11 protein-coding genes are annotated in these 13,696 nt (G+C 64.7%); 2 read left to right on the forward strand and 9 right to left on the reverse strand.

The window, feature by feature from the left end; translation table 11 throughout:
* The first annotated feature begins 22 nt into the window (after positions 1 to 22).
* Entirely contained in the window at positions 23 to 2,314 is a 2,292-nt protein-coding gene (locus AC1Q7F_RS20815; protein ID WP_492510424.1) for a TonB-dependent receptor, read from the forward strand.
* Between the two features lie 405 nt (positions 2,315 to 2,719).
* A complete protein-coding gene (gene fucP, locus AC1Q7F_RS20820; protein ID WP_492510426.1) occupies positions 2,720 to 4,000 on the forward strand; it encodes an L-fucose:H+ symporter permease in 1,281 nt (426 codons plus the stop codon).
* A gap of 8 nt (positions 4,001 to 4,008) precedes the next feature.
* Here the strand turns inward: fucP and AC1Q7F_RS20825 are convergent, their stop codons facing one another.
* The 9 genes from AC1Q7F_RS20825 to AC1Q7F_RS20865 form a co-directional block, all read right to left on the reverse strand.
* On the reverse strand, positions 4,009 to 4,746 hold the full coding sequence (locus tag AC1Q7F_RS20825) for an SDR family oxidoreductase (protein ID WP_492510428.1): 738 nt from the start codon (positions 4,744 to 4,746) through the stop codon (positions 4,009 to 4,011).
* Positions 4,747 to 4,762: 16 nt separating this feature from the next.
* A complete protein-coding gene (locus AC1Q7F_RS20830) occupies positions 4,763 to 5,959 on the reverse strand; it encodes a UxaA family hydrolase (protein ID WP_492510430.1) in 1,197 nt (398 codons plus the stop codon).
* Between the two features lie 6 nt (positions 5,960 to 5,965).
* Positions 5,966 to 6,262, reverse strand: a complete 297-nt coding sequence (locus AC1Q7F_RS20835; protein ID WP_492510432.1) for a UxaA family hydrolase — start codon at positions 6,260 to 6,262, stop codon at positions 5,966 to 5,968.
* On the reverse strand, positions 6,259 to 7,095 hold the full coding sequence (locus AC1Q7F_RS20840; protein WP_492510434.1) for an amidohydrolase family protein: 837 nt from the start codon (positions 7,093 to 7,095) through the stop codon (positions 6,259 to 6,261). Before AC1Q7F_RS20840 ends, AC1Q7F_RS20835 begins: the two co-directional genes overlap by 4 nt.
* Entirely contained in the window at positions 7,095 to 8,129 is a 1,035-nt protein-coding gene (locus AC1Q7F_RS20845; RefSeq protein WP_492510436.1) for an aldo/keto reductase, read from the reverse strand. The genes AC1Q7F_RS20840 and AC1Q7F_RS20845 overlap by 1 nt, the downstream gene beginning before the upstream one ends.
* Positions 8,126 to 8,479 (reverse strand): L-rhamnose mutarotase, encoded by a 354-nt coding sequence (locus tag AC1Q7F_RS20850; RefSeq protein ID WP_492510438.1) that lies wholly within the window; start codon positions 8,477 to 8,479, stop codon positions 8,126 to 8,128. The genes AC1Q7F_RS20845 and AC1Q7F_RS20850 overlap by 4 nt, the downstream gene beginning before the upstream one ends.
* Positions 8,480 to 8,664: 185 nt before the next feature.
* Entirely contained in the window at positions 8,665 to 9,444 is a 780-nt protein-coding gene (locus AC1Q7F_RS20855; protein ID WP_492510440.1) for an IclR family transcriptional regulator, read from the reverse strand.
* Positions 9,445 to 9,615: 171 nt separating this feature from the next.
* Positions 9,616 to 11,241, reverse strand: coding sequence for a family 43 glycosylhydrolase (locus tag AC1Q7F_RS20860; RefSeq protein WP_492510442.1), 1,626 nt, complete (start codon positions 11,239 to 11,241; stop codon positions 9,616 to 9,618).
* 74 nt (positions 11,242 to 11,315) lie between these two features.
* Complete coding sequence (locus tag AC1Q7F_RS20865) at positions 11,316 to 13,679, reverse strand: glycoside hydrolase family 95 protein (protein ID WP_492510444.1); 2,364 nt, start codon at positions 13,677 to 13,679, stop codon at positions 11,316 to 11,318.
* Between the last annotated feature and the right edge of the window lie 17 nt (positions 13,680 to 13,696).

The raw sequence follows: 13,696 nt of genomic DNA on the forward strand, positions 1-13,696 counted from the left end.
ATCAAAAGGGAGGTCTTTGACCATGCGCACGCTTGTCCATTCGCCGCTGCATGCCGGCGCCACCTTCATCGCCCTGCTGGCCGGCCCGGCCCCCCTGGCCGCCGCCCAGGAGGCTATCACACTGGATGAGATCGTCGTCACCGCGTCCCGCCGGCAGGAACGGCTGCAGGAGGTGCCCCTGGCCGTCACCGCCATCGGCGCCGAACAGCTGCTGGAGACCGGCATCAAGGACTTGACCGACATCCAGTACACCACGCCCGGCGTGCAGTTCGGCTCTACCCCCAATGACGCGGGTTTTCGCCTGCGTGGCGTCGGCAATGCCGGCGGCTTCGCCAGCGCGTCGGAAAGTCCCGTCGGCACTGTGGTGGACGGCGTCGTCGTCGGCTTTGGCAATCCGGTGGAAAGTCTGGGCGATATCGAGCGGATTGAGGTGCTGAAGGGCCCGCAGGGCACGCAGTTCGGCAAGAACGCGTCCTCGGGCGTCATCTCCATCACCACCCGCCGGCCCGATGCGACGGCTGTGTCGGGCGACCTGTTCGCCTCCTACGCCTCGTTGGATGAGACGGATATCCATGGCAATCTGAACCTGCCGCTGGCCGACAATCTGGCCATGGCCGTCTATGCTTTCGACCGCAGCCATGACGGCTTCGTCGAGAATGTCGTCCGCAACGAGATGTGGGGGGCCAATAAGCGCACCGGCGGCCGCGCCAAGTTGCTATGGGATGTGAATGACAATTTCAGCGCCTACCTGATCGGCGATTATTCCCGCCGCAGTCAGAAGGGGCCGGGCCAGCTCTGGACCTTGAACAAGGTGCCGGCGGGCGATCCCAAGTTCAATCCGCCGGGCGTCAATCTGGCCAATCTGGGCGTCACCCCGTCCTTCGATAATGAATCGTCGGTGGAAAATGGCGGCGGGTTCGAGAAGGTGGAGAATTTCGGCTCCTCGCTGGAACTGGTCTGGGCGCTGGGCGATTACAGCCTGACCGCCCTGTCCGCCTGGCGCCGCCAGGATGAGAAGCCGGGCATCTATTCCATCGATGCCGGTCCGCTGCCGGTGTTCGAGGCGCGGCGCGTGGGCAATAACCGCTCCCTGATCTCACAGGAGGTGCGGCTGACCTCACCCTCGGGCGAAAGCCTGGAATATGTGACCGGTCTGTACATCTTCCGCCAGAAGGTGACGAATACCGGTGAGAGCGCCCTGCTGCGCCCGGCCCAGCCCTTCGCCCCCGTCACCATCTCCATCACCGCCGGCCTGTCCCAGGGGGAGACGACCACTGAAGGCGCGGCCGCGTTTGCCGACGGCAAGCTGCGTCTTTCGGATGAATTCCGCCTGCTGGGTGGCCTGCGTGTGTCCAAGGATTGGGTGGAGGCCAGCAGTTTCTCTCAGGTCGATACGACCCTGCCGGCCGGTGTCGTACCATACGCCCCGCGTGCCCTGTCGGAGGGCAAGGTGACGGATGCCAGCATGTCCGGCCGGTTTGGCGGCGAATATACGCCGATGCAGGATGTGCTGCTGTTTGCAACCTACGCCCGTGGCTATCTGGGCCCCACCGTCACCTTCTCCGGCCTCAGTGGTACACGGACGGAGGTGAACCCGCAGACGGTGGATGACTTCACCCTGGGTGCCAAGGCCACGCTGTTGGATGGCCGTCTGACCCTGAACGGCAACCTGTTCCACGACAAATACAAGAATTTGCAGACTGCCGTCCTGCGCAACAACGAGTTCGTGACGGAGAATGCCGGCGGTCTGCGCACCAAGGGCTTCGAGATCGAAAGCAATTTGCAGGTAACGCGCGAACTGCGCCTGAATGCGGCGCTGGCCTATGCCGACGCGGTCTTCACGGACTATCTCACCACCTGCCCCAATTATATCCAGCAACAGGGGGCGGTGGCGATTGCCGCACAGTGCAACGCGCCCGGCTCCACCGCCGCTAACCCGCTGTATCAGGCCAAGGGCGACCCGTTGGCCAACGCACCCAAGGTGACCTACAATCTGGGCTTCGCCTATGAACAGGATGTCCTTGCCGATCTGGTGATGGACCTGTCGGCCAACTATGCCTGGCGGTCGAAGACCTTCAATGCCGTGGGCAATCCCGATACCAAACACCCCGCCTATGGCGTCTTCAATGCGACGCTGGGCGTGTCCGACCGTGATGGCGCGTGGCGCGTCAGCCTGTTTGCCCGCAACCTGTTCGATGAGAACTTCAAGGCCGCGATCCTGGCCACGCCGTTCGCCAATGTCGGCAACTACGTAAACTGGAACGTGCGGGAGGGGCGGCGGACGCTGGGCGTTTCCCTGGAAACCCGGTTCTGATGCGGGCAATCATGGCGGCGGCATGAATGTCCAGTGTTCCAGCGATGACCACGGCCCGCCTGGGTCCATGTCGCAATGACCGCACGCCACAGGCTGTCAAACTGAAGATGTTGAAGCGCCGTGTCCTGATGGGCACGCGTTTCTTCATTGCACGTATGATAATTTGATCGCATATATGAGATTAAGCATGTGATGGTTAGGGCATGCGTCGTCTAGGAGCGGCATGTGAAGGCATTCGTCTGTGAGCGGGCCTTGGAACTGACGCTGGTCTCTCGTCCCGACCCGGTGCGACGGCCCGATTGCTGCACCCATATTTAGGCGCAGCAGACCATTGTGCGGTTTTGAACCGGAGGAAACGGTACCAACATTCTTGCCAATCCAGAAAAGAGCCAGGAGACGGCCGATATGTCAGGAGAGGAAACGTCAGGGACGCGCGCACAGAACCCGCCGCCCTTCATCGCTACCGGGTTCCGCTGGGGTTTCGCGCTGATCGCCAGTCTGTTCTTCCTGTGGGCGATTGCCAATAATTTCAACGACATCCTGATCCGCCACTTTCAGAAAGCCCTGGGCCTGGACCGGATGCAGGCGGGTTTCATCCAGTTCGTGTTCTATATCGGCTATTTTGTGATGGCATTGCCGGCGGGGCTGGTCATGCGCCGGCATGGCTACAAGGCGGCGATCATCACCGGGCTGGTGCTCTATGCCACGGGCGCCCTGCTGTTCCTGCCGGCTTCATATGAGCGCACCTATGGGCTGTTCCTGTCGGCGCTGTTCGTCATCGCGGCCGGTGCGGCGTTTCTGGAGACGGCGGCCAATCCCTATATCGCCGCCTTCGGTGATCCGCAGCGCGCGCCGCAGCGCCTGAACCTGGCGCAATCCTTCAACGGTTTCGGGGCCTTCATCGCGCCCATCGTCGGTGGGGTGCTGATCTTCTCCGGCGTCGAACATTCGCCGGACGCGCTGGCCGCCATGTCGGTGACCGACCTGGAAGCCTATCGCACGATGGAGGCGTCGACCGTACGCCTGCCCTATCTGCTGCTGGCCGGGGTCGCCGGGCTGATCGCGCTGGCCGTGATCTGCACCAGACTGCCCAAGGGTGATATCGGGCGGCAGGAAGGGGGCTTGAGCAGCCAGTTCCGGCAGTTGCTGGGCCACCGCACCCTGGTGGCGGCCGTGGTGGCGCAGTTCTTCTATATCGGCGCCCAGGTGGGGATCTGGAGCTTCTTTGTCGATTTCGTGAAGGATGCCACGCCGGAAATGTCGGAACGCCAGGCGGCGTTCCTGCTGTCGGCCAGCCTGGTGCTGTTCATGACCGGCCGCTTCGTGGGCACGGCCCTGATGACCAGGGTGGCGCCCGCCCGATTGTTGGGTATCTATGCCATGATCAACGCCGCCCTGTGCGCGGTGGCCATGGGGGCATCGGGACAGGTGGCGGTGGGGGCGCTGGTCCTGACCAGCTTCTTCATGTCGGTGATGTTCCCCACCATCTTCGCCATGGGCATCGACCGGCTGGGCCCGCTGGCGCCGCTGGGGTCCAGTTGCATCATCATGGCCATCATCGGCGGCGCGCTGTGCCCGCCGCTGATGGGGATGATCGCGGTAGCGACGGGGACCATGCAGTTGGGTTTCGCCTTGCCGCTGGTATGCTTCCTGGTGGTGGGGTTGTACGCGTACCGGAATCGGTAAGGCGGGGTTCAGTTCGTCCAGCCGCCATCGATGACGTGGGCCTGGCCCGTGGTGAAGCTGCTCTCATCTGACGCCAGATACAGTGCCAGGGCGGCGATCTCTTGGGGGGCGCCTACACGGCCCATCGGCTGGCGGGCGGTGAAGGCGGCCCAGGCGCCGTCGTAATCGCCGGTGGCGCGCAGCCTTTCATGCAGGGACGGGGTGTCCACCGTGCCGGGGCAGATGGCGTTGCAGCGGATGCCCTTGGTGACGAAATCGGCGGCTACCGCCTTGGTCAGGCCCAGCACCGCCGCCTTGGACGCGCCATAGACGAAGCGGTTGGGCACACCCTTGATCGAACTGGCCACCGACGACATGTTGATGATCGACCCGCCGCCCGCGTCGATCATGCCGGGCAGGAAGGCGCGGATCATCCGGTACATGGCCGTGACATTGATGTCGAAGGCCAGGGCCCATTCATCCTCCCCGCATTCCAGAATATTGCCGCCAGACACGATGCCGGCGCAATTGAACAGCACGTTGATATGTCCGATCTCCGCCCGTGCCGCTGCGATGTCGGCCGGGTCACGCACATCCAGCCGGCGCGTGCGGCAGCCCGCCATACTTTCCAGAGCCGCTGCGTTGATATCGGTGGCCCAGACGGTCGCCCCTTCGGCGGCGAACAGTTCGGCGGTGGCGCGGCCGATGCCCTGGCCGGCGGCGGTGATCAGGGCGGTCTTTCCCGCCAGTCTTCCCTTATGGCTCATGTGCGCGATGTCCGTTTCAGCGGGGAAAGCAGCCGGGGCCCGACGGCTCGAAGCTTTTATAGGTCAGGATGAATTCGCGGTGGCCCATGGCTTCGGACTTGGTCTCCGCCCCGGCCGCCACTGCCCCCACTAGTGCCAATATCTCTGCCCCCACGCTGTCCAGCGTGGCGGAACCGTCGAAGATGGCACCGGCATTGATGTCCATATCCTCCCCCATGCGGCGCCAGGTCTCCGGATTGCCGGTGACCTTGATGACCGGCGCGATGGCCGACCCGACGACGGACCCGCGCCCTGTGGTGAACAGGGTCAGGTGGGCACCACAGGCCATCATCTCCACAATCTCCGCATTGTCGGAAATGTTGGGAAAGCCGAAGCGCGGTTCCCCGTCGGGCACCACGTCCAGCAGGTAGAGGCCGGGGGCGGTCGGCAGTTCGGCCGGTTTGATAACACCGACGATGGGGCGGCTGCCCGACTTCACATAGGCGCCGGCCGATTTCTCTTCCTGTGAGGACAGGCCGCCTTCGGCATTGCCAGGTGCGAAGCTGCCATAGCCCATGGTGCGGTAATAGGTTTCGGCCTTGGCGATGGCGTCCACGATGGCATCGGCCACCGGCGGGCTGGCCGCCCGCACCGCCATCGGTCCTTCACAGCCGATCATCTCCCCCGTCTCCTCGAAGATGCAGGTCGTACCCGCATCGACCAGCAGGTCGAAGGCGCGGCCCACGGCGGGGTTGGCGGTGATACCACTGGTTCCGTCCGACCCACCGCATATGGTGCCTACCACCAGGTCGCTCAGAGCCATCGGCACCCGCACCGCCTTTGCCGCCATTTCCGCCCGGATGCGCCGTACCGCGGCCAGCCCCTGGCCGATGGCGGCGCGCGTGCCGCCCGCCTGCTGGATCACCACCGTCTCCACCGGTCGGCCATTGGCCAGCGCATGCGCCGCCAGCCCTTCCCGGTCGAAACTTTCACAGCCCAGCGACAACAGCACGACCCCGCCGACATTGGGATGGACGACCAGCGCCTTCATCATCCGCTTGGCGTAATCGTTGGGATAGCAGCCGGGAAAGCCCACCAGATGCACCTGTGCGTCATCGGCCAGATCGACGATGCGCCGCGCCGCATGGTGGGCGCATTCCACCAGATAGACGACGATCAGCACGTCACGGATGCCCTTGCGCCCGTCGGGCCGCAGATAGCCTTGCGCCTTCATGATGCCCTATCCTTTGGCCGCATCGCGCAGATGCGCACTGATATAGTCGCTTTTCATATTGTGCATATGGACCCAGCCGCCTGCCGCCACCGCTGCCGTCATCGACCCGATCGGGGCGCCGTACTTGACCACTTTGGTCCCCGCCGGCAGGTCATGGCGTGCCAGCTTGTGACCCAGCGCCACGGGTTCAGCCGCCACGATATCCACCCCGTCCTGGCTGATATGCTCCCCCGCCGCCACCGTCCGGCAGCAGACAACGACATTGTCATCCCCATGCAGCAGGATCACCGCCGGTGCCATCATGTCCCCTCCAGCCTGTAGATGCGCCGGGCGTTGTCGCCAAGGATGGCTGCCGCATCATCATGCAGTCGCGCCAGGAACCGGCTGGTCAGCCCGTGCCAGCCCCCATAACTGCTGGCCAGTTCCAGCACGGGCCAGTCGCTGCCCCAGATCAGCCGGTGCGGCCCGAACAGGTCCAGCAACTCGCCCATCCGTTCCAGTATCGCCGCGTCATCGCTGCCGGGTGCCGTTTCGGTTACCAGTCCAGACAGTTTGCAGCAGATATTGGGGAACCGCGCCACCGCACGCATATCCGCGCGCCAATCCTCGACAGGGCCGGCACCGATGGGCCCTTTTGCCCCATGATCGATGATGATCCGCAGGTCCGGGTACCTCCGCGCTAACTCGGCCACGCAATGAAGCTGCGGGGGCTTCACCAGCGCATCAAAGGCCAGCCCGGACGCCGCCAACGCTGCCAGCCCGGCGGCGCATGACGGTGACAATATCCAGTTCGGATCGTTCAAATCCTGCAACATGGGTCGGAGTCCGACAAATTTTGCCTGTGCCTGCCGTCTTTTGATCCGGTTGGCGACGTCCGGTGCGTCCAGGTCGATCCAGCCGACGACACCCCTGATCCACGGGTTGGCGTCGGCCAGCGTCAGCAGAAAATCCGTCTCCGCCTCCGTCGCTGCCGCCTGTACCAGAATGGTGCCGGCAATCCCGGCCATGTCCAGCAGCGGGCGCAGATCCCGGGGCAGGAAGGGACGGTGGAGCGTCGGCAGGGCCGGGGTCAGCCAGCCATAGTCGCCCCGCGCGGGGTCCCAGAAATGCTGGTGCGCGTCGATGGCGGTGCTCATCACCATCTCCCCGCCGGCGTGGGGGCATCGACACGCACCAGATCCAGATACCGTAATTCATCCCAGAAATCGGACAGAATCGGCGCTTGGTGGAGCTGTCCTGTCGCCTCGACGCGTTCAGGACTGTCCAGGCCGGGAATAACACTTGCCACCAGTGGATGAGCCAGCGCGAATTGAAGGGCGGCAGCGGGCAGGGACACCCCATGCCGGTCGCATACGTCCTCGATCCGGCGTACATGATCGATCACCGCTGCCGGGGCCGGGCGGTAATCGTAGGGACCGATGCCGGGTCCGCGCGTGCCGGTGGCCAGGATGCCGGAATTGAAGATGCCGCCCAGGGTCAGGCTGATGCCCCGCCGCGCACATGCCGGCATCAGCCCATCCAAGGCTCCCTGTTCCAGCAGCGTATAACGCCCGGCCAGCAGAATGACGTCCAGGTCGGCCCTATCCAGGCAATCCAGGCAGGCCTGCACCTCGTTCACGCCGATGCCGAAGGCGGTGATCGATCCTTCCCTGCGCAGGTTTTCCAGGGCCCGGAAGCCGCCGCCGCGTGTCAACTGCTCGAACATGGTTGCATGGGCATCGCCATGGGTCAGGCGGCCGATATCATGGACATACAGGATATCGATGCGCGCCAGCCCCAGGCGCTGCAACGACGCCTCCCAGGACCGCATCACCCCATCATGGCTATAGTCATAAACCGGCCGGAACGGCTGGGATGACCGGAAGCCATGGCGTTCCCGGTCATCCTGCACCCCGGCATCGGGCACCAGCAGCCGGCCGACCTTGCTGGACAGCACCACATCCCGCCGCCCGCGCACGCCATCGCCCACCCGTCGTTCGGACAGGCCAAACCCGTAATAAGGCGCGGTGTCGATATGGGTCAGCCCGGCATCCAGGGCTGCCGCCAGGGTCCGGGTGGCCCGTTCATCGGACAGGGGGCGATAGAGGTTGCCCAGCGGTGCTGCGCCGAAACCGATTTCCGGCACGCGCAACGCCGTGCGTCCGATCGGGCGGGTCGCCGGCGCGATCACGACGCGTCGTCCGTATGCTGTGACAGGTCGAAGATCGGGTGCATGGGCCGCCATTTCTCCCCCGCCGCTGCCTGCGGCAAGGGCTTCTGGAACCGCCACATCCGTTCTTCCCAGCGGGAGACGGCGGCGTTCAGGGCCGGTGGGGCAGGGCGGGGATAGTCATCCGCCACCTCCGCCACCATCACCATGCGGTCATCCACCCGCCAGATCTGCATCTCCAGAACACCCGTGGCCCTTATATGGGCCAGCACCTCAGGCCAGACGCCACCGGGGGCATGCAGCGCTTCATATTCGGCCATCAGGGCGGCATCGGCCGCCAGGTCAAGGGCCAGGACCCGCCGGTGGCTCATTGCGCGCCCCCGTCCCGCCACCCATCCACAGGCATCGGCTTCTCCCTGGTTGCCCGGTCTATGCCACGGCTTCATGTGGATCAATTATCGCAAATGAAATTAGATTTTCAAATAAGAAAATATAGATGAAGGTGCAGTCACCCCGGCCAGGCGTCCTTCCTGGTGCAGACCGGTTTTGCCTATGGTCAGGGGGCGTGGCCCAGGGCGTTGGAAATCGCCAGGGCCGTCTCACGCAGCTGTTGGCGTGCCTCGTCCGCATCTACCTTCTGCGATCCGTCGACCATTTCCATGAAGGGGATGGTCAGGGCCGCCATGACGTCGCCGTTGAAGCCGAAGATCGGCTGGCTGATGTCGGTGACGCCAAAGGTGACCGGGCTTTTGCGGCTGTCGAAACCCTGAGCCCGCACCTTGTCCAGGGCCTGCATCAGCGCGAGGCGATCAAGCGTCGCGCCATGCACGGCTTCGGCCAGTTCGATCAGGCGCGACGTGCGGGCAGGGGGGGAGAAGGCCAGCAGCACATGGCCCGAACAGCTGTGCAGCAAATCCACGGCGGCCCCCACCTTCAGGGCGAAGCCGCGTGTTCCTGGATTTTCCTGTCGGGCGATCACCAGCCCTTGGCCGCCATTGACCACGACCAGGTGACAGGACTGGCCCACGCGTTCGGCCAGCCGTTCCATGGGGGCCACGGCCATGGTGATGAGGTTCTGCGATGGGGTGGCCCGCAGCGCCACGTCCAGCAGCTTGTAGGCTACCGTATAGCGGTCATTGGCCTGGGATTTCTGCAAATAGCCACGCTGTTCCATCACGATGACGATGCGGAACAGCTCCCCCACCGATCGGCCCAGAATGGCCGACATCTCACTGATCTGCATGCCGGCGGGCTTCTCTGCCAGCAACTCAAGGATCTCGAAGGCCTTTTCCAGCGCCGGGGCGGCATAGGTGCCCTTCAATCCAGGACGGCTCATCAACTCCCCCATTCAGCATGGCGTGGCCAGGGCAGCGATAGCATTGGTAGACAGGGAAAAGAAGCCCCATCCCCTGAGAGATCACGTACCTGGCGGTGGTGTGGGAGCACTGCTAGGGACGTGATCTGGCCGCTTGCGAGGGGGGGCTTGAATGCGGCCCCTCCACCCTGTTCACAGCGCCTTGAACGTGAAGTTGGTGAACCGGGCGGTGCCGGCGCCGGCCGAATAAAGCCCTGGCCGCAGCATCAGGAACCCGCCCCGGACATTATGGTGATAGCCCGATACCTCCATACCGCGGTCGAACCGCGCCCAGGTCTTGCCGCCATCGTTGCTGGTGTCATAGGTGACGATGTGGCGGTTGTTGGTGACGCGCATGCGCAATTTTCGCTCATGCGGATTGGCCGGCCGCCCGCGCTCGATCCCGTACTGGTGGGTCACGAACCGTTTCTCATCGAAGCCTAGCCCGCAATAGAGCTGCTGATCGTAGAACAGGACGAGGCCGGCCACGCCGCCGGCCTCGATCTCGATATCGCATTCGAACTGGTACGCTGTGTCACCCGCCACCAGCAGCAGGGGCGAACTGTCCTTAGGCGCAACTCCACTGGCGGTCAGATGCAAGACCCCGCCGGACACGCTGGCGCGCTTGCCCTCATCCGGGCCGGGCTTAAAGAAATTCCACTTGGTGCCGATGGCCAGGCTCTTGAAATCGTCCGACAGGGCAAGGCCGTGGGGGCCGGGCTTGCCGCCCTTGGGCGCCGGCAGCGGCTGTGACAGGTCCCCGCCCAGCATGCGGAACCAGCCATCTTCGGTCCATTCCACCGGGTCCAGCAGCGTCTGCCGGCCAAGCGTCCAGAACCCGTTCTCATACCCGTGATAAACGGTCCACCAGTCGCCGGCCGGCCCCTCCACCAGGGTGGCATGGCCCCGGCACCACCAATATTCGTCATTGTCAACGGTGCGGACGATGGGATTGTGGGGGCAATCCTCCCACGGGCCATGGATGGATTTGGACCGGGCAGCGATCACCATATGGCCGGTCGGCGGGCCGGCCGTGCCGCCCACGGCGGTGATCATGTAATAATATTCTCCATGCTGCATGACCTTCGGCCCTTCGGGGGAGAAGCCCTCCACCACCCAGTCGGACGGGTAGCGCCACGGATTATAGACCTTCTCCGGTTCCCCAATGGTGGAGAGGCCATCATCGCTCAACCGGATGCGGCTGCCGCCTGACAGGAACAGCCAGCGCGACCCATCCTCTCCCACCGCATGGCCGGGATCGATGAAGCCGGACAGACCGAGATATTTCGGCTCGCTCCACGGCCCTTCGATCTTGTCGGCCCAGATGACATAGGTGCCGGTGGGATTGCCCTTCACGGGGATGTACAGGAAATAGCGGCCATTATGCTTAGTCAGCTCTGGTGCCCAGACGGAACCCAGGTTCCTGGTCAGCGCCGCCGTAACGGGCGTCCAGTTCAACAGGTCGCTTGAATGCCAGATGACAAGGCCGGGATAGCTGTCGAAGGTGGAGAAGGTGATGTAATAATCCCTCCCGTCCTTCAGGATGGTCGGATCGGGATGGTCGCCCGAAAACAGCGGGTTCAAGAACCGCCCGTCGCCCAGATCGGGCTTGCGCTGATTGTCCAGCCCGCGCGCCCATTGTGGACCGCCCCGCTTGCCGGGGGGAAGGCAGGCGGGGGAGGGGGTGGTTGCCGGCGCAGCGGCGACGGGGCCGGCGGCCAAGCCGGCACTGCCCATCAGGGCCAGGCTCAGGGCGTTGCGGCGGGAGATGTCAGTCATTTGGGTATCTCTCTCGTCGATTTTCGTGGCTGGGCTTCACGGGATCAGATTGCATGGTGGCCGGATGGGCCGCATCACAGCGGGGCCACCGACAGCCTGCCCCCGACCCGCGTGACACGCACGGGCTTGCGGGCCTCCAGGTCGATCTCGATCACCTGTCTACCCAGGCGCAGGCGGTGGCGGCCGGGCACGCGCGCCTCCAGCACCGCCTGATCCAGCGTGCCGCCGGACCAGGACAGGTCGACACGCACCGTGCCGCGGGCGCGCAGGCCGGTGACGCTGCCCCGGGGCCAGGCGCCGGGCAGGGCCGGTAACAGGTGTATCTCGTTCTGGCGCGAGCGCAGCACCATCTCCGTGATGCCGGCGGTGCCGCCGAAATTGCCGTCGATCTGGAAGGGCGGGTGGCTGTCGAACAGGTTGGGGTAGGTGCGTGCGGGGCGCAGCAGCATGCGCAGCACCAGATGCGCCCGTTCCGCATCACCCAGCCGCGCCCACAGGTTCAGGCGCCAGCCAATACCCCAACCCGTTGCCTCATCCCCCCGGATTTCCATGGATTTGCGGGCGGCGGCGGCCAGTTCCGGCGTGTCGAACACGTCGATCTGCCCGCTGGGATAGACGGCATAGAGGTGGGAGACATGGCGATGGTGGATTTCCGGGACCTGCATGTCCCAATCCTCCACCCATTCCTGCAACTGCCCGACGCGGCCGATCCTGTCGGGCGCCAGCCGGGCGCGCGTCTTGGCGGCCTGGGCACGGAACTCGGGGTCCAGCCCCAGAATTTCCGCCGCCTTCGCGCAATTATCGAACAGGTCGCGCAGGATCTGCTGATCCATGGCGGGTCCTGCCACTAAGGAGGCGCCATGGGGATGCGGGTTCTCCGGCGATAGCGACGGGCTTGTCATCAGATAGCCGCTCCTGGCGTCTTCCACCAATGTATCCAGGAAGAATTCCACCGCCCCCTTCATCAAAGGATATACAGAGGCCAGGAAATCCCGGTCGCGGCCATAGTCATAATGGTCCCAGAGATGCAGGCACAGCCACGCCCCGCCCACCGGCCACATGCCGTACTTGGCCCCATCGATGGGGGCGGTGGCGCGCCACAGGTCAGTATTGTGATGGGCCATCCAGCCGCGTGCGCCATACATGGTTCTGGCGGTGCGCGCCCCGGTTTCGGCGATGTCGCGGATCAGAGACACCAGCGGTTCGACCAGCTCCGGCAGCGCGGTGGGTTCCGCCGGCCAGTAATTCATCTGCGTATTGATATTGATGGTGTATTTGCTGCCCCAACTGGGCTTCAGACTGTCGTTCCAGATGCCCTGCAGATTGGCGGGCTGCATGCCGGGGCGCGACGAACAGATCAGCAGGTAGCGGCCAAACTGATGATAAAGGGCGGCCAGCGCCGGGTCGTTCAGCGGCTCGCTGTCGCGCATCCGTTCATCGGTGGGCAGGCTGGCGGCGGACGTTGTACCCAGATCGATGGCGACGCGGCGGAACAGAGCGCGGTGAGACGCCAGATGCGCATCCAGCAGGCGGGGGAAAGGCTTGTCCGCCGCCGCCAGCACTTGGCCCCCCGCGATGGCGTCAGGATCGCCCGACACATCGTCATAGCGGCGGAAGGAGGTGGCGGCCGCCAGCAGCAGAACCACACTTTCCGCCCCGCGCACCTTCAGATGGTCGCCCGCCGCCTCCACCGTGCCGCCGACCGGCAGGGCGCGGACCAGACAGGTGAAGCGCAGCGCGCCTTCCACCCCGTGCTGGGCACCGTTGCGTCCGCGCATGGAAAGCAGGTCACCGGCATCGGCCTTCACCTCCGCCTTCTGCGGGGTGGAAAGCCTGACATCCACATCCACGCGGCCCGGTCCTTCGGCCGACAGGCGGACCACCAGCACCTGATCGACCGGTGAGGCGAAGACCTCCCGCGTGTGCACGGTGTCGCCGACGCGGAAACGCGTGGTGGCGACGGCACGGTCCAGGTCCAACTCGCGGTGGTAGTCAGCAACCTCTCCCAGACCGGGAAAATCCAATCCCAGGTTGCCCAGTGTCTGGTACGACATCTGGTGTACGGGCTTGCCCATCACCCGGGCATTCACCAGCGCCTCCGCCTCGGCATATTTGCCCTGGGCGATCAGGGTGCGCACGTCGGATAATGCCGCCAGCGCCTCGGGATTGGCGGGATCATAAGGGCCGCCGGACCAGAGCGTATCCTCGTTCAGCTGCAGCTGTTCCTTCACCACACCGCCGAACACCATGGCGCCCAGCCGGCCATTGCCGATGGCCAGTGCCTCTGTCCAGACCTTGGCCGGCTGGCGGTACCAAAGCGTCAGCGGGCCGGGGACATCCCCCGACGGGGCCATCGCCTGCGCGCGGGCCAGGGCGGGGGCGGCCAGTGTGGCGACGCCAATCCCTTTCAGGGCCTGCCTACGCGAGCACAATGTCATTTGACACTCTCTCTCCT

The sequence above is a fragment of the Niveispirillum sp. GW835-FHT14G11 genome, assembly GCF_058793615.1.

Coding starts and splice junctions, on each gene's coding strand:
- AC1Q7F_RS20815 (WP_492510424.1), top strand. CDS start 23: ATGCGCACGCTTGTCCATTCGCCGCTGCATGCCGGCGCCACCTTCATC.
- fucP (WP_492510426.1), top strand. CDS start 2,720: ATGTCAGGAGAGGAAACGTCAGGGACGCGCGCACAGAACCCGCCGCCC.
- AC1Q7F_RS20825 (WP_492510428.1), bottom strand. CDS start 4,746: ATGAGCCATAAGGGAAGACTGGCGGGAAAGACCGCCCTGATCACCGCC.
- AC1Q7F_RS20830 (WP_492510430.1), bottom strand. CDS start 5,959: ATGAAGGCGCAAGGCTATCTGCGGCCCGACGGGCGCAAGGGCATCCGT.
- AC1Q7F_RS20835 (WP_492510432.1), bottom strand. CDS start 6,262: ATGATGGCACCGGCGGTGATCCTGCTGCATGGGGATGACAATGTCGTT.
- AC1Q7F_RS20840 (WP_492510434.1), bottom strand. CDS start 7,095: ATGAGCACCGCCATCGACGCGCACCAGCATTTCTGGGACCCCGCGCGG.
- AC1Q7F_RS20850 (WP_492510438.1), bottom strand. CDS start 8,479: ATGAGCCACCGGCGGGTCCTGGCCCTTGACCTGGCGGCCGATGCCGCC.
- AC1Q7F_RS20855 (WP_492510440.1), bottom strand. CDS start 9,444: ATGAGCCGTCCTGGATTGAAGGGCACCTATGCCGCCCCGGCGCTGGAA.
- AC1Q7F_RS20860 (WP_492510442.1), bottom strand. CDS start 11,241: ATGACTGACATCTCCCGCCGCAACGCCCTGAGCCTGGCCCTGATGGGC.
- AC1Q7F_RS20865 (WP_492510444.1), bottom strand. CDS start 13,679: ATGACATTGTGCTCGCGTAGGCAGGCCCTGAAAGGGATTGGCGTCGCC.